Raw genomic sequence first — 21,688 nt, forward strand, 5'->3', positions numbered from 1 at the left:
CGCTAGCGCTGATTGCTCTGGATCGGCTCGACCTTGTTCTGGATATAGTCTTCGATCTTGCGCGTCAGCATGTGCTTGAAGCGGTCTTTTTCCGATTCCACATGGGTGATGATCTCGCGCACCCGCCAGAATTCCATGGCGCCGAAATTGGCAACATGGGGCCGGATATAGATATCGGGCGGGTAGGCGGCCATGGAATGGGCGATCAGGGAATGCATCATGATCTGCGCCGAGCCGAACCAGATGTCGAGCGGGCGATGGTCGGTCTTGTTGATGCCCACTGATGGGTCGCCATTGACGTCGATGCCGATGAGAAAGTCGGTGCCGATATCGGCCTGGTCGAGGGGCAACGGATTGACCACGGCACCATCGACCAGGATGTGGCCGTTGTGGACGATCGGCTTGAAAATGCTCGGCATAGAGATGGAGCCGGCAATAGCGGGGCGGAGGGGGCCCGAATTGAACACGACCTGATGCCAGGACTGGAAGTCGGTTGCCACGACATAGAGCGGAATCTTGAGATCGCTGAAGTCGTTGGGGAAGTTCGGCGGCGTGAAGGCATCGACGATATGGGTGGCGTCGAGCTGCATGGAGATGCCGTTGCGCAGCAATCCGCCGAGGCCCTTGATCTGCGTCGACCAGAGTTTTGTGGCAATGGTGCGCAGGGTGCCCAGCACTTCAAAGGAATGTTCGCGCAGTTCCTTGCCGGTCATGCCGGCCGCCCAGCCGGAACCGATCAGCGCGCCGATGGACGTGCCTGAGATGACCGAGGGCCTGATGCCGAGCTCGTCCATCGCCTCGATATAGGGGATATGGGTGAGGCCACGGGCGGACCCGCCGCCCAGGGCAACGCCGATCTTGGGGCCAGATGCAATGCTCATTCCGCTTCGCTCCCTTCCCTTGGAGCGCAGCCGGTCCACCAGCACCTTGCCTCGCATTTGCAGCGGGGTCAGCTTGCGATCCGGCGGCGTCTCGTCGAAGACGGTCCGACGGGAGTGTAGGCCCGCAAGATTGAGGAAAGGTTCAGGTCTGTTCCCTGGCGATTTCACGCCAGCCGATATCTCTTCGGGAGAAGCCTTCTGGCCAATCCACTGCGTCAACGCCTCGATAAGCACGGTTCTGTGCCTCTCTCACCGAATTACCGAGCGCCGTGATATTGAGCACGCGCCCACCATTGGCGAGTAAACGGCCCCCGTCGCGCTTCGTTCCGGCGTGGAACACGGTCAAATCATCCGTATCGAGGCCGTCGGCGCCGTTGATCTCGCTGCCTTTGCCATAGTCACCCGGATAACCCTTGGTCGCCATGATAACCGTCAACGCATAGGCGTCTTTCCAGATCACATCATGACCCCCAAGGGTGCCGGTCGCGGTGGCATGGAGGAGGGGCAGCAGGTCGCTTTCCATGCGCATCATCATCACCTGCGTCTCGGGATCGCCGAAGCGCGCATTGTATTCGACGAGTTTTGGACCATCCTCGGTGAGCATGAGGCCGGCATAGAGAACGCCCTGATAGGGCGTGCCGCGTTTGGCAAGGCCCCGGGCGGTGGGTTCGACGATGTACTGCATCGCGAACTCGTACTGTTCGCGGGTCATGACGGGGGCGGGGGAATAGGCGCCCATACCGCCGGTATTGGGGCCGGTATCGCCGTCGAAGGCGCGCTTGTGATCCTGGGCGGTGGTGAGGGGCAGGAGCGTTTCACCATCGCAGAGGACGAAGAGGCTAACTTCCTCGCCTTCCATGAATTCTTCGATGACGACGGCGGCGCCGGAAGCGCCAAAGGCGCCGGAGAAGCAGTCGATGATGGCTTCCTCGGCTTCCTCGACGCTCATGGCGACGGTGACGCCTTTGCCGGCGGCAAGGCCATCGGCCTTGATCACGATGGGTGCGCCCTGGGTGTAGATATAGCCAAGGGCGGAAGCCTCATCCTCGAAGCGGGCATAGCCGGCCGTTGGGATATCAAACTCGTCGCAGAGGGCTTTGGTGAAGCTCTTCGAGCCTTCCAATTGGCCGGCGGCCTTTGAGGGGCAGAAGCAGGTGAAGCCTGCGGCACGGACGTCGTCGCCAAGACCGGCAACGACCTGCGCATCGGGGCCGACGACGACGAAGTCGATGTTTTGCGCCTTGGCTGCGGCAATCACCGCGGCGTGGTCGGTGATGTCGACGGAGAGGTTTTCGGCAATGGCTTCAGTGCCGCCATTGCCGGGCATGACGAAGAGCTTGGTCAGCTTTGGCGACTGGGCGATTTTCCATGCGAGGGCATGCTCGCGCCCACCAGAACCGATGACCAGAACCCGCATCTCGTGCCTCCATGCCGTGTTGCGGGCGTGATGCACGAGAGTGACGGGAAGGGCAAGAAAAAGCTGGTCGGTCGACCCTACATCTCGGCTTCTTTGAAGATCGGCGTCACGTCGCCGTTCCACTCGTTGCGGAACTTGTCGAGCCAGCGGCCGGCCTGGGATTTTCCGGTGCGCACCGTCTCTTCGAGGCAGGCGAGGTGGATGGTCTCGTCCTGGCCCTTGGCATTGAGGCGGTTGCGGCGCACGAGGCCGGCTTCGGCAATGCCGACGGCCTGGGCGGCGGCATCAAAAATGCTGGAACGGTCGAAGGGCGTGGTGAGGCCAAGGCGCGGGACTTCGCGGCGGAGATAGTCGCGATCTTCCTGCGTCCAGTTGCGCGTCAATTCCCGGGCAGCTTCGAGCGAGACTTCATCATAGAGAAGGCCGGTCCAGAAGGCGGAGAGGGCCGTGACATGGGCTTCATCGCCCATATCGGCGCCGCGCATTTCGAGGAACTGTTTTAGGCGCACTTCCGGGAACAGGGTGGAAAGGTGGTCTTCCCAATCTTTCACCGTGGGCTTTTCGCCGGGCAGCTGGGGAAGCTCACCCTTCAAAAAGGCGCGGAAACTTTCGCCGGCGACGTTCACGTACTGGCCGTTGCGGATGACAAAGTACATCGGCACGTCGAGCGCGTGGTCGGCATATTGCTCGAAGCCAAAGCCTTCGTCGAAGGCGAAGGGCAGCATGCCGGTGCGGGCATTGTCGGTGTTGAGCCAGATATGGCTGCGGAAGCTGAGATAGCCGGTGTCGCGGCCATCGGCGAAGGGCGAATTGGCAAAGAGCGCGGTGGCGATGGGCTGCAGCGCCAGGCTGACGCGCAGCTTCTTGACCATGTCGGCTTCATCGGAGAAGTCGAGATTGGTCTGGACGGTACAGGAACGGTACATCATCGAGGTACCGAGGGTGCCGACCTTGTCCATATAGGGCGTCATGATGCCATAGCGCGACTTGGGCATGACTTCGATTTCATTGACCGCCCAGAGCGGGGTGACCCCGAGCCCGAGGAAATGAATATCGAGCGGCGCGGCCACTTTTTTGGCAACGCGCATATGCTCGGCCATTTCGTCGGCCGTGCCGTGGAGGGTTTCCATCGGCGCGCCGGAAAGTTCGAACTGGCCACCGGGCTCAAGGGAAATGCCGCCGGCAACTTCATTGTTGCGAAGGCCGATGGGGTTTTCGCCATCGTAGAACGGATGCCAGCCGGTTTCCTTCTCGATCCCGTTAAGGAGGGCACGAATGCCGTTTTCGCCCTCGTAGGCGACGGGGCGCAGGGGATCGGTGTGGAAGACGTGTTTTTCGTGCTCGGTGCCGATTCGCCATTCGGAAGCGGGTTTACTACCGCGTTCCATCGCTTCGATCAGGTCTGCGCGCGATTCAATCAGAGGCGAAGCAGTGTCGGCGCCGGCCATGTGATCCTCGTCTAAAGGGTGAGGTCTAAATTGGGCCGGCACCATAACGAGCGCAAGCCGGAATGCAATCGGCTTTTATCGCCAATCACCGATGATAGCTTGAATGACGGCCATTGCAGCGACGGCCGCCGTGTCGGCACGCAGGATCCGCGGGCCGAGGCTGATGGGTACGACGAAGGGAAGCGAGCGGAGTTTTTCGCGCTCGGTATCCGAAAATCCGCCTTCGGGGCCGATGAGGAGGCCGATTTTTTGGTCCTTGAGGGTGGCGAGCGCCTCGACGGGCGAGGATGAGGCTTCGCCTTCGTCAGCAAAGATCAGCTTGCGGCTTTCGTGGATCTTGGGCCAGTCGGAGAGCAGGCGATCAAGGGTGATTTCATCGGCAATCGTGGGAACGGAGAGCACTTCGCACTGCTCGGCGGCTTCCACGGCATTGGCGTGGAGGCGCTCGGTCTTGAGGCGGTGGACCTGGGTATATTGGGTCATCACCGGCTGGATCGTGCCGGCGCCCATTTCGACGGCCTTCTGGATCACATAGTCGAGACGTTCGTTCTTGAGCGGGGCAAAACCATACCAGAGGTCGGGTTTTTCGGTCTGGCGCGCGACTTCTGCGACGACGGTGAGCGTGACGGATTTTTTCGAATCGCTGGTCAGCCGGCAGAGCCAGGCGCCATCGCGGCCGTTGAAGAGCACCACTTCATCGCCGACGCTCTTGCGCAGCACGGCGGCGAGATAAAGCGACTGGTCCTTGTTGAGTGCGACTTCGGCGCCCTTGGCGAGATCGGCATCAACGAAAAGGCGGGGCAGGCTGGCGTGGCTACGAGGCATTTTTCTTGGGACGCGGCAGCGTGCCGCGCCCTCCTCTTTGGATGGGCTTGGCATCAGGTCTACTTTGTCTCAAGCGATTGGAGTAGACCTCTGGTGAGTCGAACCGCGAGGTCATGGCACCATGTCCGATATTCATTCCGCACCCGTTGCTGACGCCCAGAGGGACAATTGGGTCGATCGCCATGCGCCCGATTGGCTGAAACCCTATGCGCGGCTGGCGCGCTGGGATCGCCCGATCGGCTTCTGGCTGCTGTTCTGGCCCTGTGCCTGGGGTCTGGCACTGGCGGCGGTGGAAATTCCGGAGCGCGGCTTTGGCTGGGTCTCGGTCATTCTCATGTTCATCGGTGCAGTGCTGATGCGGGGCGCGGGCTGTACCTTTAACGACATCGTTGACCGCGACATCGACATGAAGGTGGCGCGTACGCGGCTCCGGCCAATCCCTTCTGGCCAGGTGACCTCGCAACAGGCCCTGGCTTTTCTGGTTGCCCAGGCGCTGCTTGGGGCGATCATTCTCTTCCAGTTCAATCGCTTCACGGTCTGGGCGGGCGTTGCCTCGCTGGCGCTAGTGGCGATCTATCCGTTCATGAAGCGGATCACCTGGTGGCCGCAGTTTTTCCTCGGTCTCGCTTTTTCCTACGGTGCGCTGATCGGCTGGACCAGCGAAACCGGTGGGCTCTCCTGGCCGCCGATCCTGCTCTATCTTGGCACCATCCTCTGGGTGATCGGCTATGACACCATCTATGCGCTGCAGGATGTCGAGGATGATGCGCTGGTTGGCGTCAAATCGACGGCGCGGCTGTTCGGTGCCAATGTGAAGCCGGCGGTCTCGGCGCTTTATGTCGGGGCGGTGATCTTGTGGCTGATGGCGGCGCTGTCGGCGGGAGGCGGATTTATCGCCGTCGCGCTGATGCTGGTGCCGGCGGCGCTGCTGACCTGGCAGGTCTATACGCTTGACGTCGACGTGGTTGAAAACCCGCTCGTGCGGTTCAAGAACAATCACTATGTGGGGATTGCGCTGACGCTGGCACTGCTGGCCGATTGGGCGTGGTAGCAGCGCAGGCGACCCATCCCAGTACCGTCACCCTCGGGCTTGACCCGAGGGCTCTGTACTTACCGCGGCAAGTGAAGTGTCCTCGGGTCAAGCCCGAGGATGACGTTCAGTGGTGCCCCTGAAAACGCCAAAGGGACCAGCCGCACCACCAGCTGATCCCATCGACGTTGCCCTTGGAGGGGGATTTCTTAGTTGTGCTCGACCTCGCCGGGCTTCCGGCGATTGAGGAAGCGCGGGCGGCGCGCTGCGTCGGCTGCAAGCTTGCGGCGGGGCGCAGTCTCGCCGACCATCACGCCATCAACCTGCTGGCTATAGGGGAGATAGGAGCCGTCGCCGGCCTTGATGAAGAGCGGCAGGCGGAGCTTCTTGCCCCAGTTCTGCCATTCGGCCACGACGTTGTGGTTCCCTTCTTCTTCGAAAACCTTGTAGGTCAGCTCGCCATCGGGATGGACGAGTTCGATCGCGCTTGTGAGCACGCCTTCTTCGGAAATTCGGGTGGCTACGGCCACGCCGATGAATTCAGTAACCGGCACCTTGATCTTGATGGCAACGCCGCTCTGTTCGAGCTGCTTGCGCACTGTCACGGTCTTGACCGGATCGCGGGGCCCATTGTCGTTTGCCGCAACGAAGCGGCGTTCCGCCAGTACGGGCTTACCGAAAGCAAGGACGACTGACGATCCTTCCATCGCAACGCCATGAACCATTTTCTAGCCTTCCTGTAACTTCGAGAGCTGTTTTTTGCGCTCCGTTTGTGAGGGCAATCTACCGCGTCCCCTTACCCAGCGCCTTAATGGGTTCGGTTAAGTTTATCTTGTCTTGGGAGGGTGGTTAGCAGGGTGTTGCACAGTGCAACGAGCAGTTTACCCAATCGCGTTGGGTCTTGTTTACCCTGCCATATTTGGGGGTTTCTCCATCAGACAATGGGCCATCGCCGTGCGGGCCTTGTCCAAAAGTCGTACGAGGCATAAAAGCCGCCTATGCCGGCTTTCGCCCCACCTTATCAGGACGATCTAGAACTGCTTCGCGCCACTGCCGTGGCTGCGGGCATCATTGCCTCGGGCTATTTTCGCCGCGACATAAAGAGCTGGACCAAGGGCAATGCCTCCCCGGTGAGCGAAGCCGATATCATTGTCGACCGCTATCTTGCCGCGAGCCTTCTTACCGCGCGCCCGGCCTATGGCTGGCTCAGCGAGGAAACCGCTGACAATCCCAGCCGCCTTGATTGCGATCGCGTCTTTATTGTCGATCCCATCGACGGCACGCGCGCTTTTCTCCAAGGCGAGGATTGCTGGACGGTGTGCCTGGCGGTGGTCGAAAAGGGCGTGCCGGTGGCCGGCGTCGTTTATGCCCCGGCGCGCAATGAAATGTATGAGGCGTGCCTGGGTGGAGGTGCACGGCTCAACGGCGAGCCGCTGGTGCGCAACCGCCGGGCCGGAGCGCCGCCGCTGATCCCCGCGCCGGGCGCTGTGCATCAGGAATTGCAGGAAGGCGGGCTCAACTATACGCGCGGGCCCATGTATCCCTCGCTTGCCTATCGCCTCTTGCAGGTGGCGACCGGGAAACTCGATGCGGCTGTGGCGCGGCGCGGCAGTCAGGATTGGGATATTGCGGCGGCGGCCGTGATCCTGAAGGAAGCCGGGCTTGATCTGGCCGATGTGTGCAGCGGCTTCCCACAATTTAACAGACGAGATGTGCGCCATGGGGCGCTTGCGGCGCTTTCCGACATGAGCCTAAAACCTCTCGTCCATGCGGCGCTGATCAAGGTCTATGGCTGTCCGGCCGAGCCCTTGGCAGAGGCCGAGATTTCCTCCTCCTCCCAACTCAGTGGACCCTTGAGCGATGGCTGACAGCAAAGCGACTGACAAGCAACTTCTTCACCTGGTGATCGGCGGCGAACTTTCGAGCATCGAGCACGTCACCTTTGCCGATCTCGACAAGGTCGATATTGTCGGCCTCTATCCCAATTATGCTTCGGCACTGGTGGCCTGGCGGCAGAAGGCCCAGCTGACGGTGGACAGCGCGCAGACGCGCTATTTCATCGTTCACCTGCATCGCCTGCTGGACCCAGAAGCGACCGGCGTCTAGTTTTCTGCCGTGGCCGGGGTTGTGATCTCGGCCACGATTGCCTCCATCGCGCCGGGTCCGCCAATGCGAGACCGGCCGATTTCGGCAAGGCGCATGCGCTCGGACATATTGGTCAGAAGGCCATAGAGGGCCGCTGACACATCGGAGGCCTTGGCTTCGGTGACGATGCGCGCTTCCCCAAAAAGGTTCTGCTCGTCATTAAAGCGCGAGCGCCTATCGCGCGGATTAATGAAAGTGATGGCAGGGCGGCCGAGGCCGAGCGACTGGATGGTCGCGGTGCCGGCCTGGCTGAGGACCACATCCGAGGCTTCGACGAGATTGCCCATGGCGACGCCGCGGGCCATGTGGACGGTGAGATTGCCGTCGCTCAATTCACCGAGATCGTCGGATTCGGTGCTGAGCAGCGAGGTTCGGCGCAGGCTTGCGGCCTTGGCCAGTTCCTCGACATTGACGCTGCCGGCGACGGCAAGAAAAACGTCGGGACGTTCTTCTTCCGGGATCAGGCGCAGGGCGCCGATCTGCAGGGCAAAACTTTCGGCCGTCAGGGCGCGGCTGCCGGGAAGGAGGGTGACGGCGAGCGGAGCGCGGCGGCGGGCCCGGGCGTCATAGTCGCCGTGGGGAATGGCATCCATCATGATATTGCCCACGCAGCGCGCATCGACGCCGGCCGTACGAAGCTTTTCGCTGAGGCTGTCGCTGCGGCAGAACACGGTGCGGCAGGTCTGCTTGATGGCCCAGGTCTCGGCTGATGAATAGAGACGGGCGGCGCCGGTCTTGTAGACGTCGAGATAGACGAGATCGCGCAGGCCCGTCGGCAGGGCGGCGAGAATGCCGACCATGTCGCCGATGACGATGATCTTGTCATAGTGCCCGCGCACCGAGCGCAGGAATTTCAGCGCCGGCGGCACAGTAAGAAGGCCACCGCTGACGACATCGCGGCGCAGCGAGCCCTTTACATTGCGCCAGCCTTCCGAGGCGAGCGTGGCACGGGGGCCGACAATGCGGCAGGCGCCCTCATAGGACTTGCCGCTGCCGATCATGGGATAGGCTTCGACATGGGCTTGTCCGGTAAGGCGCCGGACCAGGGCCGCGCCGATGGCATCTTCTCCATGACCATTGGAAATGACGAGGTAGCGTTGACGCGTCGCTGCCTCCATCACGCTCAGTTGCCTCGGCCGTAGCGGACAAAGGCCTCGTGGGCGGTCGATGCATCGGCATAGGCTTCCTGCCGGTCGACGCTCCAATAAAAGAGCTCATCGAGAGGAATGGGCTTGCCGCTGATGGCGCAACGCACGAACGTCCCCTGCTTGAGGACGACATAGTCCCCATCAAGGTAGCGCACCGTCGCTTCGGAGGGTGAAAACCCCTTGTCGAAGATATTCATCGTCCGTGTCCTTCCGAATTATTCCGATATAGAGCGGAAAGCGGACAATCAAAAGAGACTTTCCTGTGACCCGTCGTCCGATGGTGAACGCGGTGCCTTGCGCTTTTGCGCCGGAGCGCCGGCAACATTGGCGCCGACTTCGCCATCGGCAAAGGTCAGCTTGATCGCATCGCCGGGTTTGAGGCCCGAGGCGCTGCTGATCACGTCGCCTGTTTCGTCCTGCACCAGGGCATAGCCGCGGGCTAGAACGCTTCGATAGCTCAGGGTTTTCAGCAGTTTTTCCAGCTGTCCCAGTTTTTGCCGGCGCTCGACGGTGATGCGGTCTGGCGTTTGGGCGAGACGCTGGGTGAGCGGACCAAGTTGGCCCCGCAACTGACGCAGTTCGGCGCGCAACGGTTGCGGCGAGAGGCGCGGGGCGAGACGCACGAACTGGGTGCGTTTGCGTTCGAGCGCCTGGCCGACCGAGCCCATGAGACGCGCAGCACGCGGATCGAAGGTGAGCCGGGCGCGCTCGGTGGTCTTGTGGAGACCGGCGAGGGCGCGGTGGTCGAGATTGTCGATGCGGCTCAGGAGTTCCGCGTGGCGCTGGCGTACGAGGCGCGGCTGGATGGCACCGGCAAGGCGCGAAAAGGCGAGACGCCGATCTTGCACGAAATGACGAAGGCCGCCGGAGAGACGGGTTCCCGCCATATCGAGGCTTTGACGCTGCGTGGCGATGAGATCGGCAGGGCGCGGCAGGCCGGCGCTGGCGGCGCGCAGGCGATCCTTGAGGCTGAGAAGACTGCGGCGGGCGGCCTGGCGCTGGCGGCTTCCCTGATCATCGACATAGGCGATGAGTTCGGCGCGCACCGGGACGGCGGCTTCCGCGGCGGCGGTCGGGGTCGGGGCGCGCATGTCCGAGGCATAGTCGATCAGCGTCGTATCGGTTTCGTGGCCGACGGCGGAGATGACGGGAATGCCGGAGGCGGCGACGGCGCGCACCACGGCCTCTTCGTTGAAGCCCCAAAGATCTTCGATGGAACCGCCGCCGCGAGCGACGATGAGGATATCGGGGCGCGGAATGGGGCCATTGGGGAGAAAGGCATTAAAGCCTTCGATGGCGTTGACGACCTCGGGGGCGCAGGTTTCGCCCTGCACGCGCACGGGCCAGACGAGGACATGGCTGGGGAAGCGGTCATCGAGGCGATGGAGAATGTCGCGGATGACCGCGCCGGTGGGCGAGGTGATGACGCCGATAACCCTGGGCAGATAGGGCAGGGGGCGCTTGCGCTCGCGCGCGAACAGGCCCTCGGCGAGGAGCTTCTTGCGACGCTCTTCGAGCAGGGCCATGAGCGCACCGGCGCCGGCCGGCTCGATCTGCTCGATGACGATTTGATATTTTGACGAGCGCGGGAAGGTCGTCAGCCGCCCGGTGGCGATGACTTCGAGTCCTTCGGCGGGCTTGAAAGCGAGGCGGCCATAGCTGCCCTTCCAGATGACGGCGTCTATGGAAGCAGCGTCATCCTTGAGGGTGAAATAGGCGTGGCCGGAGGAATGCTGGCCGCGAAAACCGGAGATTTCGCCGCGCACGCGGACGTGGCCGAACTCATCTTCGACCGTTCGCTTCACCGCCTGGGCGATTTCGGAAACGGTAAATTCGGCAGCGTTGGTCAGGACTTCTGGCATGGTGACTTGGTGCGGGAAATGCCGCGCCGGGTCAAGACCGGCGGTACTCGAAGTCGGTAAAGCCGTCTTCGTCTTCCTCACCTTCCACAAAGCCGCAGCGCAGCATCAATGCGGCACTGGCGACATTGCCGCGTTCGATGCCGGCGAAGAAGCGGGTGATCTGAGAGTAGGCCGGCTCTGCCATGAAGGCGGATAGAATGGCACGCCCGATACCGCGGTTGCGCATTTCCGGTGCGGTGACCACGGCGAAACTGGCGCTGTTGTCGGGATAGGTCTCGCAGTCGAGAAGGCCAACCGGGGTGGTTTCATCGAGAGCGAGATAGAGCTGGCGATCAGGCCCCTGCAACCGGAAACCCAGCGCGGGCCACTCGCGCCCGCCCAGCCAACGCTGCGTTTCCGCGTCGTCGAACCAGGGCTCGACGATCGGTAGATCACTTGCATCTAGCGGCTTCAGGCGCAGCAAATCTATTCTGCGGCCTCCGCCTGATGCGGATGTTCCAGATTGCCCATGGACTGCACGATGTGGTTGGCGAGCGCATCATAGATGCCGCCATAGGCGTGGCTGGCGCGCATCAGTGCCATTTGAGCGTCGGGGAGGTGGGGCAGGCCGTGTTCGTCGGAAACGACGCGCATGCCCGGCTGCAGGGCGCTTTCGGGCAGGAAGCCGATAGCAAGATCGGAGAGCACGGCTGAGGAAATGGCCGTGGCATTAGAAGACGTATAGGCGATGCGATAATCGGTGCCGGTGCGGTCGAGCGCATCCATCGCGTCCTTGCGCCAGATGCAATACTGCGGCCCGCAGGCAATGGCGACCGGTTCGCTGGCAAGGGCGCGTCCGCCGTGGCTCGCGACCCAGAACATCTTTTCGGTGCGGAACAGCTCACCAAAGTTCTGCTCGGTGCCCTGTGTGAAAACGATCAGATCGTAGCGGCCCGAACGCATGCCTTCGAGCAGATGCTCCGATGCCATGCAGGACACGTCGACCACGATTTTGGGATGGGTGCGCTGGAAGCTCGACAGGATTACGGGCAAGAGGCGCACGGCATAGTCGTCCGGCACGCCGAAGCGGATCGAGCCGGCAAGATCGCCATCAGAAAAATGGTCAAGAATCTCGGCATTGGTGCGCAGCATTTTGCGCGCGCGCTCATAGAGCACTTCGCCATGGTGAGTGAGGGTGACGGTGCGGCCATCGCGGGAGAGCAAAGCGTGGCCCAGCCGCTCTTCGAGGCGCTTGATCTGCATCGAGACGGCGGACTGCGTCTTGTTCACGCGGCGGGCGGCCTCGGTGAAACTGCCGCAATCGGCAATGGCGCAAAAACTCTGCAATTGGTCGAGATCGAGTGGAGCGGCCATCGCGGATCTCCCATCACTCATTTTGATTGAATGGATGAAATCTATTTGTTGGACGAATGGAAGTCCAGCGGGTTATCTCATCATCATCGCCCGAAAAGGCGTCCCTCCTGCCGACCTCCCTTCGGCACAACAACATTTTGGAGATTTGAGATGGCTCTCTCGCTGCCCGGCGAGCGGTCAGTTTCGGCCGCCATGCCGACTACCCCCTTGCGCGCTTTTTTTGCTTTTGTCGCGAAGGTGAATGCTGATCGTCAACGCCGGACCGTGCTGAAAAGCCTGCTCGATCTCGACTCGGATCGCCTGCGCGATCTTGGTCTCTCCCATGCCGATATTCACGACGCCATGTCAGCGCAGTCTGCGCGTGCCTCCACCATGGTGCTCAACACAGCCCGAGCCCGCCAGGCTCTGCGCTAAACTATTCGTCTACGCTCCTCGGGCGTGGACGTCTCCCTTGGACCGATCACGATGTGCTCGTTCCATCTCCCGGGCCAGTTTTGCCGCTGGTCCCGTTTCCTGAAAACTTAACCGGGCTTGTGCTTGCACTCGCCCGGTTTTTTTCATTTTGGGGTTTGGGTGGCGGCCTAGAGAAACCGCACACCGAGTTCGGTTTCGGTATGCCAGATCGTTTCGCAATCGAAATTGCGGCCATCGATCATGGATAGCCGAAACCGGTGTGGCAGGCCAACAATGCTGGTCACGACCAGCTTGGCGCCCTCTTCGGAAAGATTTCGCACCGTGCAATCGAAGGTCGAGTGCCCGTCATTGGTCACGATCTCGCCCGCCCTTGAGCGTGCGGCTACGATGCGATTTGCGGCGATCGTCTTCCATACTCTGTCCTGGGTCAGGGCAGGGCGGCAAAGCCTTCGGAGAATCCTTCGAGCGACACCGGAATGCCGACGCCTTCTTCGGGGGTCTTGAAGACGACGAAGATGGCGCTCGTGCCCTTGGAAAGCACGTCGATCAGGCCGTCATCGAGCTCGACTTCGGCAACGCAGCCATTGGGCAGGCACCGCACGAAGGCGACGCGGCCCATATCGGTGCCATCGACATTAAGGCCAAGGCCGTTGGGCAGCAGCACGCCGAGCGGCGCGAGGACGCGGAGGAGCCGGGCTTCACGATCGGCCGTGCGCAGCACGATGACCGAGAGGCCGACATTGGGCTGGTCTTCGGCCATGACATTCTGAATGATGGCGCATTGTTCGGAGCTGGCGCCGGGCGGGGTATCGCAGCTCATCTGCCAGTCGCCATATTCGCCACGGACAGTGCCCTGCGCCATGGCCGGCGTGGCGCCTGCAAATGCGGTTAGCGCCAGAGCCAGGCCCATCAGCCGCTTCGAAAATTCCATCACTCTTGTTCGTCTCCTGCCGATTTGCGGGCGCGGGGCGTTTGGGACCTGTTTGGGTTATCCGCAAAGGCCTGTCAACCAAAGGCGTGTTTGAAGCGATCTGGCAGCGAAACTGCGGCACGCTTGAGGCAAAGGCGTCCGATTTTGTCCAGTTTTAAACAGTCGGAAGTGTGCGATGCCCCGATAGACTCGGTCCGAGCAATGTGATTTAGGTCGAACCAGAGTTTTACGCTCCGAGGTTGAGTCGGGGCGGCGTGAGCTATGCCGCTGTTTTCCTCTCTCTTTCTCGGTGCACGCCACCAGAATTGGTTAACAGGGGGTTTATGGTGACCGGTCAGTTCGTGAGGAAGTTGGGTGCCGCCGCGACGGCCATGCTGGCGCTAATGCCCGCTTTCGCTTCCGCCCAGGAAATCGGTAAGGGCCATCCGGAGCCGGGCCAGTTCCACCTGCAGCAATCGGTTACGCCGATCATGGATTCGATCGTGGCATTCCACGACGGTCCGCTGATGTGGACGATTACGCTTATCGTGCTCTTCGTGCTTGCACTGCTTATTGTCATCGTGCTGCGCTTCAACGCCAAGGCCAATCCAGTGCCGGCGCGTTTCACGCACAATACGCTGATCGAAGTGATCTGGACGGTCTTGCCGATCGTCGTTCTGATCATCATCGCCATCCCGTCCTTCGGCGTGCTGTCCGACCAGCTCACCGTGCCCGATGGCGAGCGCAAATTCCTTGGAGCCAACATCTTCTCGTTCGGCGAAGTCGAGGTGCCGGCCGCTTCTCTCACCATCAAGGCCTCGGGTGAGCAGTGGTACTGGAACTACGAATATGTCGACGACGGCGTTGCCTTTGACTCCAATATTCTTGGCGCTGCCGTTGACGGCTATGTCCAGACGGTCAAGCCGAACCAGCCGCGCCTCCTGGCTGTGGACAATGAACTCATCGTGCCGGTCGATACCACCGTGCGCATGCAGGTGACGGCGAGCCCCTCGGGCGTGATCCACGCCTTTGCCGTCCCGTCCTTCGGTATCAAGATCGACGCCGTGCCGGGCCGTCTCAATGAAACCTGGTTCAACTCGCGCGAAACCGGCATTTTCTATGGTCAGTGCTCGGAACTGTGCGGCAAGGACCATGCCTTCATGCCGATCGCCGTGCGCGTCGTCACCGCCGAAGAATATCAAGCCTTTATCACGGCCTTCAAGGAAAGCCGTGACTATGCCAGCGCCGTCGCCGTGCTGCCGGCTATTCAGTAATAGGGTCAGGGGAGACCACAATGTCAGAAGCAGCACACCTCGAGGCCCATGCCACCGGGCATGACCACGCCGCGCACGACCACCACACACCCACGGGTTGGCGTCGTTGGGTCCTGTCGACCAATCACAAGGACATCGGGATCATGTATCTCGTGTTCTCGATCGTCGCCGGTATCGTCGGCGGCCTGCTCTCGGGCTTTATGCGCATGGAGCTGCAGGAGCCGGGCATCCAGATTTTCCATGGCCTTGCCTCCATGGTCTATGGCATCTCCGACCCCTCCGGCTCGATCGACGCCGGCAAGCAGATGTTCAACGTCTTCACCACCGCCCACGCCCTGATCATGGTGTTCTTCATGGTCATGCCGGCGACCATGGGTGGCTTTGCCAACTATTTCGCCCCGCTGATGGTGGGTGCGCCGGATACCGCTTTCCCGCGCATCAACAATATCGCCTTCTGGCTGCTGCCGGTGGCATTCATCCTCCTGCTGATGAGCCTTTTCTTTGAAGGCGCTTCGGGCTCGACCGGTTTTGGTGGCGGCTGGACCGTCTATCCGCCGCTCTCGACCGCCGGCCACCCTGGCCCTGCCATGGATTTCGCCATTCTCTCGCTGCACGTTGCCGGCGTGAGCTCGATCCTGGGCGCGATCAACCTGATCACCACGATCCTGAACATGCGCGCCCCGGGCATGACCATCCACAAGATGCCGCTCTTTGCCTGGTCGGTGCTTGTGACGGGCTTCCTGCTGCTGCTGGCCCTGCCGGTTCTGGCCGGCGCCATCACCATGCTGCTCACGGACCGCAATTTCGGCACCACCTTCTTCGCGCCCGAAGGCGGCGGTGACCCGGTTCTGTTCCAGCACCTGTTCTGGTTCTTCGGTCATCCCGAAGTGTACATCATGATCCTGCCGGGCTTCGGCATCGTGTCGCACATCGTCTCGACCTTCAGCCGCAAGCCGATCTTCGGCTACATGGCCATGGCCTACGCAATGGTCGCCATCGGCTTTGTCGGCTTCGTCGTGTGGGCCCACCACATGTACACCACCGGCATGAGCCTTGACGTGCAGCGCTACTTCGTTGCCGCCACCATGGTCATCGCCGTGCCGACCGGTGTGAAGATCTTCTCCTGGATCGCCACCATGTGGGGCGGCTCCATCACCTTCCGCCTGCCCATGCTATGGGCCATCGGCTTCATCTTCCTGTTCACCGTTGGCGGTGTGACCGGTGTGGTGCTCGCCAATGCCGGTGCGGACCGTGCCCTGCATGACACCTACTACGTCGTGGCGCACTTCCACTACGTGCTCTCGCTCGGCGCCGTGTTCTCGATCTTCGCTGGCTGGTACTACTGGTACCCCAAGATGTTCGGCTACATGTACAACGAGTTCCTGGGCAAGCTGCACTTCTGGACCATGTTCGTCGGCGTGAACCTGATCTTCTTCCCGCAGCACTTCCTCGGCCTTGCCGGCATGCCGCGTCGTTACATCGACTATCCGGATGCCTTCACGCTGTGGAACCGCGTCTCTTCCGTCGGCTACTACGTGACCTTCGTTGCAATGATCATCTTCTTCTATGCAACCTGGGAAGCCAGCCGCAAGAAGCGCCCAGCCGGTGACAATCCGTGGGGCGATGGTGCAACGACGCTGGAATGGACGCTGAGCTCCCCGCCGCCGTTCCACCAGTTCTCGACGCTGCCCAAGATCGACTCGACCAACGCGCACTAAGTCGCGGCGACAAAGCAGGCGGATCGCGCTAGGTGCGGTCCGCGCAAGAAGGAAAAATCCAGTGACCTATATCGACGACAGCAAGGGGATGCCCGCCATGGCGGGCGAAGCGCGGGTGGAAGACTACCTCGCGCTCTTGAAACCCCGTGTCATGTCGCTGGTGGTGTTCACTGCGCTCGTCGGCATGCTGATTGCGCCGGGTGGCATCAATCCGGTCATTGGTCTCATTGCCATCGTCTGCATCGCCATCGGCGGCGGCGCCTCGGGCGCGCTCAATATGTGGTACGATGCAGATATCGACGCCATCATGAGCCGCACGCAGAACCGGCCCATCCCGGCGGGTCGGATTTCGTCCGGTGAGGCACTGAGCTTTGGCCTGATCCTCTCCGGTTTCTCGGTGGCCCTGCTCGGTCTTGCGACCAATTGGGTCGCCGGCGGCCTCCTGGCCTTTACGATCTTCTTCTACGCTGTGATCTACACGATCTGGCTGAAGCGCTCGACGCCGCAGAACATCGTCATCGGTGGCGCAGCCGGCGCTTTCCCCACCATGATCGGCTGGGCCGCCGTGACCGGTACGATCACCTGGGAAAGCCTCGCGCTCTTCCTCATCGTCTTCCTCTGGACCCCGCCGCATTTCTGGGCGCTGGCGCTCTATAAGCAGGGCGACTACGCCGCCGCCGGCATTCCGATGATGCCCAACGTGGCCGGCGAAGCCTCCACCAAGCGTCAGATTTTCGTCTATTCGGTCATTCTTGCCGTCTCCGCCTTCCTGCCGGTCTATCTCGGCACCGGCGGCTGGATCTATGGCGCGGTCGCTGCCATTACCGGCATCAGCTTCGTTTATCTGGCCGTGCGCCTGCTGCGTGCGCCGACCAATGTCGACATGCGCAAGGCCGCGCGTCGCCTCTTTACCTATTCGCTGAGCTATCTCTTCGTGCTGTTCCTCGGCCTTCTTACCGACAGCTTCATTGCGCGTCTCGGAGGGTTCTGGTCATGACCGCGAAAAACCAGGCGCTTGAAACCATGACCGCCGAAGACAAGGCCGCCGAAACGCTGAAGCGCGTTCGCCGCCGCCGCTCCATCGCGCTGGCCGGCGCCCTCGCGCTCTTCGCGCTGACCTTTTATGTGCTGACCATCGTCAAGATGGGCCCGGCGCTGTTCGACCGGGGGCTCTGATGACGCTCGCGGTCGAGACCAATGCCAATGCCGGAAAGCGCAATCGCCGCCTCGGCCTGACGCTCCTGGGTGTCGCTGCCGGCATGGTGGGTCTCGCTTTCGCGTCCGTGCCGCTATACCAGCTCTTCTGCCAGGTGACCGGCTTTGGCGGCACCACGCAGGTGGCCGAGGCCAATCCGAAGGGCGTCATCGCCCGCGAGATGAAGGTGCGTTTCGACGTTAATGTCGATCATGCCCTCAACTGGACCGTGAAGCCTGCCGCTTCGATCACCGACCAGATCGGTCGCGTCGATACGGTCAACTACATCGCGACCAACAATTCCGACAAGCCGCTCACCGGGCAGGCGATCTTCAACGTCGTGCCCGAAAAGGCCGGCGTCTATTTCAACAAGATCGAATGCTTCTGCTTCACCGAGCAGACCCTTGCGCCGGGCGAAACGGTGGAAATGCCGATCGTCTTCTTTGTCGATCCCGATATCGACGAGAACCACGAACTGAAAACAATCAAAGAGATTACGCTCTCTTATACCTTCTACGCTTCAGACAATGAGGGAAGCTGAACATGGCCGCCATTGAAAAGAACCATGACTACCACATGGTAGAGCCGTCACCCTGGCCATTCGTGATGTCGGCCGCGGTGCTGGTCATGATGGTGGGCGCCGTCTTTTTCATGAAGCAGTGGACCCCCTGGCTGTTCTTCATCGGCCTCGCCGCCGTGATCTATTCCTTCTACGCCTGGTGGGCGGATGTGGTGAAGGAAGCCAATGACGGCGTCAGCCATACCCCGGTCGTGCAGATGCACCACCGCTATGGCATGATCCTGTTCATCGCCTCGGAAGTGATGTTCTTTGTCGCCTGGTTCTGGGCCTATTTCGATGGCTTCTTCCGCTTCGACGACGTCGAGCAATATGCCCGCGTGGCCTTCACCGGCGGTCACTGGCCTCCGGCCGGCATCGAGCTCTTCGACCCGTTCCACCTGCCGCTCTTTAACACGCTGATCCTGCTCACTTCGGGCACGACCGTGACCTGGGCGCACCATGCGCTGCTCGAAAACGATCGCCAGGGCCTGCGCTGGGGCCTCGCCCTCACCGTGGCGCTCGGCGTGCTGTTCTCTTATGTGCAGTTCCTCGAATACACCCATGCCGGGTTCTCGTTCTCGGGCAACCTCTATGGCGCCACCTTCTTCATGGCGACCGGCTTCCATGGTTTCCACGTCATCATCGGCACCATTTTCCTCGCGGTCTGCCTGATCCGCGCCGAACGTGGTGATTTCACCCCGCAGCGTCACCTGGGCTTCGAATTCGCCGCCTGGTACTGGCACTTCGTGGACGTGGTCTGGCTCTTCCTCTTTGCCTCGATCTATGTCTGGGGCAGCTGGGGCGTATCCCTGAGCCACTAGGCACAGGGATAGTGAATATGGGGCGCGGCATGGCTGCGCCCCTTTTTGCTTCTCGGGATCTTATGAGCCAGCCAAATCCTGTTCTTGCCGGTCTTTTCTGCCGCTGCCCGCGTTGCGGCGAGGGCAAGCTGTTTTCCGGCTATCTCAAGCTTGCGCAGCGCTGCGACAAGTGCGGGCTCGATCTCAAATTTGCCGATAGCGGCGATGGTCCGGCAGTTTTCGTGATCTTTCTCGTGGCGCCAGTCGTCGTCATTCTGGCCCTGGTCACCGGCGCCCTGGTGCCGATTGCGCCGTGGATGCATCTGGTTCTCTGGATTCCGACAACGCTGCTGCTGTCCCTAGCCCTCTTGCCGCCCTTCAAGGGCGTGCTGGTCAATCTCCAATATCGCCACGACGCTCATGAGGGGCATCAATGAACCCCTTTGCGCGGCTGCGCCTCAGCGACTGGATTTTTGCCGTTCTCATGCTGGCGCTGGCCGCGGTTTGCGTCTTTCTCGGCTCCTGGCAGATGCAGCGCCTCGCCGAAAAGGACGCGCTGGTCGCCGCCGTCGATGCCCGGCTCAACGCGGCGCCCATCCCTGTTCCGGCGCCGGAAAGCTGGGGCACGCTCAATGTCGAGGAAATGGTATACCAGCCTGTCGAACTGACCGGGGCCTATCGCTACACCCAGACCGCGACCGTCTTCACCAGCCTCTCCGACCCCAAGGGGCAGTATTCCGGCCCTGGCTATTGGGTGATGACGCCCTTCGAATTGCAGGGCGGCGGCACGGTTTTCGTCAATCGCGGTTTCGTGCCGCAGCAATATCAGGAAGCGGCAGCGCTCGGTGATCTCCATGGCGAAGATCCGGGCGCGGTGACCATTTCGGGCGTGTTGCGCACACCCGAAGCTGCGGGTTTCATGACTCCCGAAGCCGATATGTCCAATCGGATCGAGTGGGTGCGCGATCCCGCCCGGCTCGCGAAGATGGCCGATCCGGCATTGGCGCCGATCGCGCCATTCTACGTCGACCTGCCCGCCGGCCCTGCCGGTGAACTGCCGCAGGCCGGGGAGACGGTGGTCAGCTTCCCCAACAATCATTTCGGCTATGCCCTGACCTGGTACGGCTTTGCCATTGTCGCCGTGGTCATGCTCGGCTTCTGGCTCACCCGACAGGCTCGGCGACCGACCACCGGCCCCTAATGGCGGGCCGCGGCAAAACCTTGCGGTCAGCCGCCGCATTCACTAGGTTGCAACAATTCTAGAAGGGCCTTCCCCTCCGATGCAGTTTGTTTCGACGCGCGGCCAGGCGCCGGCGCTTGGCTTCTCCGATGCGGTCCTCGCGGGCCTGGCCTCCGATGGTGGCCTCTATGTTCCGCAGGCCTGGCCGCAGCTCAACCACGATGAGATCGCCGCCCTTGCCGGCAAGCCTTATGCCCACGTCGCCTATGAGATCATTTCGCGCTTTACCGGCGACGAAATTCCGGCGGCCAAGCTGCGTGCTATCATCGATGGCGCCTATCAGAGTTTCCGCCACCCCTCGGTGACCCCGCTCGTCGAGATCGAAACCAACCATTTCGTGCTCGAACTCTTCCATGGCCCGACGCTCGCCTTCAAGGACGTGGCGATGCAGTTCCTGAGCCGTACCATGGACCACATTCTTACAGAGCGTGGTCTGCGTGCGACGATTGTTGGCGCGACATCGGGCGATACGGGGTCGGCCGCTATCGAAGCCTTCCGCGGCCGCGACACGACCGACATCTTCATCCTGCACCCGCTCGGGCGCACCTCGGAAGTGCAGCGCCGGCAGATGACGACCGTGCTCGATGCCAATGTGCATAACATTGCGCTCGAAGGCACGTTCGACGATTGCCAGGACGCGGTGAAGGCCATGTTCAACAATCATGCCTTCCGCGATTCCGTGCGCCTGTCCGGCGTCAATTCGATCAATTGGGGCCGTATCGTCGCCCAGATCGTCTATTATTTCGTGGCTGCGGTGTCGCTCGGCGCCCCGCATCGCAAGGTGAGCTTCACCGTCCCCACCGGCAATTTTGGCGATATTTTTGCCGGCTACTGCGCCAAGCGCATGGGCCTGCCGATCGAGAAATTGGTAATCGCAACCAATGCCAACGACATCCTGCGGCGCACGCTCGATACGGGCCGCTACGAAATGTCCGGCGTGGCGCCGACCATCAGCCCGTCGATGGATATCCAGATTTCCTCCAATTTCGAGCGCCTGCTGTTCGAAAGCGCCGGACGCGATGCGGCTGCCGTTTCGCGCATGATGGCCGCGCTGAAGCAGTCCCGCGGCTTCGACCTGCCCGAAAAATCCATTGCCGCCATTCGCGCCGAATTTGCCGCCGGCACCTCGGGCGAAGAGGCGACGAGTTCCACCATTGCGCAAACCTGGGCCAAGTCGGCCTATCTGCTCGATCCGCATACGGCGGTGGGCGTCAGTGTGGCGCGCAATCTCTCGCGCGGTTCCGAGCCGATGATTACACTGGCGACGGCGCATCCAGCCAAATTCCCGGCGGCCGTGAAGGCGGCATCGGGCATCGAACCGGCTCTGCCGCACTGGCTCGAAGATCTTTATCAGCGGCCCGAACGGGTCGACGTGTTGGCCAATGACCAGCGCGTCCTGGAAAACTTCATCGGGTCGCGCAGCCGCGCGGCCTGAAGACGAAACGGGCCTGGGCGGAAGGGGTGAACAA

General features: G+C 61.7%; 25 protein-coding genes. 13 read left to right on the plus strand and 12 right to left on the minus strand.

Annotated elements, in window-relative coordinates:
• Positions 1-2: 2 nt before the first annotated feature.
• From NVV77_RS03350 to NVV77_RS03365, 4 genes are all read right to left on the minus strand, one after another.
• Positions 3-881 carry a patatin-like phospholipase family protein gene (locus NVV77_RS03350; protein ID WP_295410729.1) on the minus strand — a complete coding sequence of 293 codons (879 nt, stop codon included), beginning with the start codon at positions 879-881 and terminating at the stop codon, positions 3-5.
• Between the two features lie 142 nt (positions 882-1,023).
• Positions 1,024-2,298, minus strand: a complete 1,275-nt coding sequence (gene purD, locus NVV77_RS03355; RefSeq protein WP_295410731.1) for a phosphoribosylamine--glycine ligase — start codon at positions 2,296-2,298, stop codon at positions 1,024-1,026.
• A gap of 77 nt (positions 2,299-2,375) precedes the next feature.
• Entirely contained in the window at positions 2,376-3,746 is a 1,371-nt protein-coding gene (locus tag NVV77_RS03360) for a glutamate--cysteine ligase (protein ID WP_295410733.1), read from the minus strand.
• Positions 3,747-3,821: 75 nt separating this feature from the next.
• Positions 3,822-4,571, minus strand: coding sequence for a 16S rRNA (uracil(1498)-N(3))-methyltransferase (locus tag NVV77_RS03365; RefSeq protein WP_295410736.1), 750 nt, complete (start codon positions 4,569-4,571; stop codon positions 3,822-3,824).
• 121 nt (positions 4,572-4,692) lie between these two features.
• Between NVV77_RS03365 and ubiA the strand changes: the two genes are divergently transcribed.
• Positions 4,693-5,622 (plus strand): 4-hydroxybenzoate octaprenyltransferase, encoded by a 930-nt coding sequence (gene ubiA, locus NVV77_RS03370; RefSeq protein ID WP_295410738.1) that lies wholly within the window; start codon positions 4,693-4,695, stop codon positions 5,620-5,622.
• Positions 5,623-5,810: 188 nt separating this feature from the next.
• Here the strand turns inward: ubiA and NVV77_RS03375 are convergent, their stop codons facing one another.
• On the minus strand, positions 5,811-6,326 hold the full coding sequence (locus tag NVV77_RS03375; RefSeq protein ID WP_295410740.1) for a DUF6101 family protein: 516 nt from the start codon (positions 6,324-6,326) through the stop codon (positions 5,811-5,813).
• Positions 6,327-6,599: 273 nt separating this feature from the next.
• Between NVV77_RS03375 and NVV77_RS03380 the strand changes: the two genes are divergently transcribed.
• Both NVV77_RS03380 and NVV77_RS03385 read left to right on the plus strand, forming a co-directional pair.
• Positions 6,600-7,469 carry a 3'(2'),5'-bisphosphate nucleotidase CysQ gene (locus NVV77_RS03380; RefSeq protein WP_295410742.1) on the plus strand — a complete coding sequence of 290 codons (870 nt, stop codon included), beginning with the start codon at positions 6,600-6,602 and terminating at the stop codon, positions 7,467-7,469.
• Positions 7,462-7,707, plus strand: coding sequence for a DUF4170 domain-containing protein (locus NVV77_RS03385; RefSeq protein WP_295410743.1), 246 nt, complete (start codon positions 7,462-7,464; stop codon positions 7,705-7,707). The genes NVV77_RS03380 and NVV77_RS03385 overlap by 8 nt, the downstream gene beginning before the upstream one ends.
• Here the strand turns inward: NVV77_RS03385 and NVV77_RS03390 are convergent.
• Genes NVV77_RS03390 through NVV77_RS03410 form a run of 5 tightly spaced genes read right to left on the minus strand, consistent with a single transcriptional unit; the run spans position 7,704 to position 12,109 of the window.
• Positions 7,704-8,867 carry a hypothetical protein gene (locus tag NVV77_RS03390; RefSeq protein ID WP_295410745.1) on the minus strand — a complete coding sequence of 388 codons (1,164 nt, stop codon included), beginning with the start codon at positions 8,865-8,867 and terminating at the stop codon, positions 7,704-7,706. The genes NVV77_RS03385 and NVV77_RS03390 overlap by 4 nt on opposite strands.
• Before the next feature lie 2 nt (positions 8,868-8,869).
• Positions 8,870-9,091, minus strand: coding sequence for a DUF2093 domain-containing protein (locus NVV77_RS03395; RefSeq protein ID WP_295410747.1), 222 nt, complete (start codon positions 9,089-9,091; stop codon positions 8,870-8,872).
• Positions 9,092-9,139: 48 nt separating this feature from the next.
• Complete coding sequence (gene xseA, locus NVV77_RS03400) at positions 9,140-10,756, minus strand: exodeoxyribonuclease VII large subunit (RefSeq protein ID WP_295410749.1); 1,617 nt, start codon at positions 10,754-10,756, stop codon at positions 9,140-9,142.
• Positions 10,757-10,787: 31 nt separating this feature from the next.
• A complete protein-coding gene (locus tag NVV77_RS03405) occupies positions 10,788-11,219 on the minus strand; it encodes a GNAT family protein (protein ID WP_295410751.1) in 432 nt (143 codons plus the stop codon).
• Between the two features lie 2 nt (positions 11,220-11,221).
• Positions 11,222-12,109: a LysR family transcriptional regulator gene (locus tag NVV77_RS03410; RefSeq protein ID WP_295410753.1), complete on the minus strand. Its 888-nt coding sequence runs from the start codon at positions 12,107-12,109 to the stop codon at positions 11,222-11,224.
• 150 nt (positions 12,110-12,259) lie between these two features.
• Between NVV77_RS03410 and NVV77_RS03415 the strand changes: the two genes are divergently transcribed.
• Positions 12,260-12,523 (plus strand): DUF1127 domain-containing protein, encoded by a 264-nt coding sequence (locus NVV77_RS03415; protein ID WP_295410755.1) that lies wholly within the window; start codon positions 12,260-12,262, stop codon positions 12,521-12,523.
• A gap of 167 nt (positions 12,524-12,690) precedes the next feature.
• On the opposite strand, the gene NVV77_RS03420 is transcribed toward NVV77_RS03415, so the two are convergent.
• Both NVV77_RS03420 and NVV77_RS03425 read right to left on the minus strand, forming a co-directional pair.
• A complete protein-coding gene (locus NVV77_RS03420) occupies positions 12,691-12,879 on the minus strand; it encodes a PilZ domain-containing protein (protein WP_295410756.1) in 189 nt (62 codons plus the stop codon).
• Positions 12,880-12,950: 71 nt separating this feature from the next.
• The gene (locus NVV77_RS03425) at positions 12,951-13,433 is read right to left on the minus strand and encodes an invasion associated locus B family protein (protein ID WP_295410798.1); all 483 of its coding nucleotides are present in this window, start codon (positions 13,431-13,433) and stop codon (positions 12,951-12,953) included.
• A gap of 392 nt (positions 13,434-13,825) precedes the next feature.
• Here NVV77_RS03425 and coxB point away from each other — a divergent pair, with 392 nt between their 5' ends.
• From coxB to thrC, 9 genes are all read left to right on the plus strand, one after another.
• On the plus strand, positions 13,826-14,707 hold the full coding sequence (gene coxB / locus NVV77_RS03430; RefSeq protein ID WP_295410800.1) for a cytochrome c oxidase subunit II: 882 nt from the start codon (positions 13,826-13,828) through the stop codon (positions 14,705-14,707).
• A gap of 20 nt (positions 14,708-14,727) precedes the next feature.
• Positions 14,728-16,425: a cytochrome c oxidase subunit I gene (gene ctaD, locus NVV77_RS03435; RefSeq protein ID WP_295410757.1), complete on the plus strand. Its 1,698-nt coding sequence runs from the start codon at positions 14,728-14,730 to the stop codon at positions 16,423-16,425.
• Positions 16,426-16,513: 88 nt separating this feature from the next.
• The gene (locus tag NVV77_RS03440; protein ID WP_295410802.1) at positions 16,514-17,422 is read left to right on the plus strand and encodes a heme o synthase; all 909 of its coding nucleotides are present in this window, start codon (positions 16,514-16,516) and stop codon (positions 17,420-17,422) included.
• The gene (locus NVV77_RS03445) at positions 17,419-17,601 is read left to right on the plus strand and encodes a hypothetical protein (protein ID WP_295410758.1); all 183 of its coding nucleotides are present in this window, start codon (positions 17,419-17,421) and stop codon (positions 17,599-17,601) included. The genes NVV77_RS03440 and NVV77_RS03445 overlap by 4 nt, the downstream gene beginning before the upstream one ends.
• Positions 17,601-18,161: a cytochrome c oxidase assembly protein gene (locus NVV77_RS03450; RefSeq protein WP_295410759.1), complete on the plus strand. Its 561-nt coding sequence runs from the start codon at positions 17,601-17,603 to the stop codon at positions 18,159-18,161. Before NVV77_RS03445 ends, NVV77_RS03450 begins: the two co-directional genes overlap by 1 nt.
• 2 nt (positions 18,162-18,163) lie before the next feature.
• Positions 18,164-19,000, plus strand: coding sequence for a cytochrome c oxidase subunit 3 (locus tag NVV77_RS03455; RefSeq protein WP_295410760.1), 837 nt, complete (start codon positions 18,164-18,166; stop codon positions 18,998-19,000).
• Between the two features lie 62 nt (positions 19,001-19,062).
• Positions 19,063-19,416 (plus strand): DUF983 domain-containing protein, encoded by a 354-nt coding sequence (locus NVV77_RS03460; protein WP_295410761.1) that lies wholly within the window; start codon positions 19,063-19,065, stop codon positions 19,414-19,416.
• Positions 19,413-20,180: an SURF1 family protein gene (locus tag NVV77_RS03465; RefSeq protein ID WP_295410763.1), complete on the plus strand. Its 768-nt coding sequence runs from the start codon at positions 19,413-19,415 to the stop codon at positions 20,178-20,180. The genes NVV77_RS03460 and NVV77_RS03465 overlap by 4 nt, the downstream gene beginning before the upstream one ends.
• Positions 20,181-20,259: 79 nt before the next feature.
• Entirely contained in the window at positions 20,260-21,654 is a 1,395-nt protein-coding gene (gene thrC / locus NVV77_RS03470; RefSeq protein WP_295410765.1) for a threonine synthase, read from the plus strand.
• Positions 21,655-21,688: the final 34 nt, after the last annotated feature.

The organism is Devosia sp., from assembly GCF_024707125.1.
GTDB lineage: Bacteria > Pseudomonadota > Alphaproteobacteria > Rhizobiales > Devosiaceae > Devosia.

Coding starts and splice junctions, on each gene's coding strand:
- NVV77_RS03460 (WP_295410761.1), top strand. CDS start 19,063: ATGAGCCAGCCAAATCCTGTTCTTGCCGGTCTTTTCTGCCGCTGCCCG.
- NVV77_RS03415 (WP_295410755.1), top strand. CDS start 12,260: ATGGCTCTCTCGCTGCCCGGCGAGCGGTCAGTTTCGGCCGCCATGCCG.
- thrC (WP_295410765.1), top strand. CDS start 20,260: ATGCAGTTTGTTTCGACGCGCGGCCAGGCGCCGGCGCTTGGCTTCTCC.
- NVV77_RS03445 (WP_295410758.1), top strand. CDS start 17,419: ATGACCGCGAAAAACCAGGCGCTTGAAACCATGACCGCCGAAGACAAG.
- NVV77_RS03425 (WP_295410798.1), bottom strand. CDS start 13,433: ATGGGCCTGGCTCTGGCGCTAACCGCATTTGCAGGCGCCACGCCGGCC.
- NVV77_RS03350 (WP_295410729.1), bottom strand. CDS start 881: ATGAGCATTGCATCTGGCCCCAAGATCGGCGTTGCCCTGGGCGGCGGG.
- ctaD (WP_295410757.1), top strand. CDS start 14,728: ATGTCAGAAGCAGCACACCTCGAGGCCCATGCCACCGGGCATGACCAC.
- NVV77_RS03465 (WP_295410763.1), top strand. CDS start 19,413: ATGAACCCCTTTGCGCGGCTGCGCCTCAGCGACTGGATTTTTGCCGTT.
- NVV77_RS03450 (WP_295410759.1), top strand. CDS start 17,601: ATGACGCTCGCGGTCGAGACCAATGCCAATGCCGGAAAGCGCAATCGC.
- NVV77_RS03455 (WP_295410760.1), top strand. CDS start 18,164: ATGGCCGCCATTGAAAAGAACCATGACTACCACATGGTAGAGCCGTCA.
- coxB (WP_295410800.1), top strand. CDS start 13,826: ATGCTGGCGCTAATGCCCGCTTTCGCTTCCGCCCAGGAAATCGGTAAG.
- NVV77_RS03395 (WP_295410747.1), bottom strand. CDS start 9,091: ATGAATATCTTCGACAAGGGGTTTTCACCCTCCGAAGCGACGGTGCGC.
- xseA (WP_295410749.1), bottom strand. CDS start 10,756: ATGCCAGAAGTCCTGACCAACGCTGCCGAATTTACCGTTTCCGAAATC.
- NVV77_RS03385 (WP_295410743.1), top strand. CDS start 7,462: ATGGCTGACAGCAAAGCGACTGACAAGCAACTTCTTCACCTGGTGATC.
- purD (WP_295410731.1), bottom strand. CDS start 2,298: ATGCGGGTTCTGGTCATCGGTTCTGGTGGGCGCGAGCATGCCCTCGCA.
- NVV77_RS03375 (WP_295410740.1), bottom strand. CDS start 6,326: ATGGTTCATGGCGTTGCGATGGAAGGATCGTCAGTCGTCCTTGCTTTC.
- ubiA (WP_295410738.1), top strand. CDS start 4,693: ATGTCCGATATTCATTCCGCACCCGTTGCTGACGCCCAGAGGGACAAT.
- NVV77_RS03360 (WP_295410733.1), bottom strand. CDS start 3,746: ATGGCCGGCGCCGACACTGCTTCGCCTCTGATTGAATCGCGCGCAGAC.
- NVV77_RS03440 (WP_295410802.1), top strand. CDS start 16,514: ATGCCCGCCATGGCGGGCGAAGCGCGGGTGGAAGACTACCTCGCGCTC.
- NVV77_RS03380 (WP_295410742.1), top strand. CDS start 6,600: ATGCCGGCTTTCGCCCCACCTTATCAGGACGATCTAGAACTGCTTCGC.
- NVV77_RS03365 (WP_295410736.1), bottom strand. CDS start 4,571: ATGCCTCGTAGCCACGCCAGCCTGCCCCGCCTTTTCGTTGATGCCGAT.
- NVV77_RS03410 (WP_295410753.1), bottom strand. CDS start 12,109: ATGGCCGCTCCACTCGATCTCGACCAATTGCAGAGTTTTTGCGCCATT.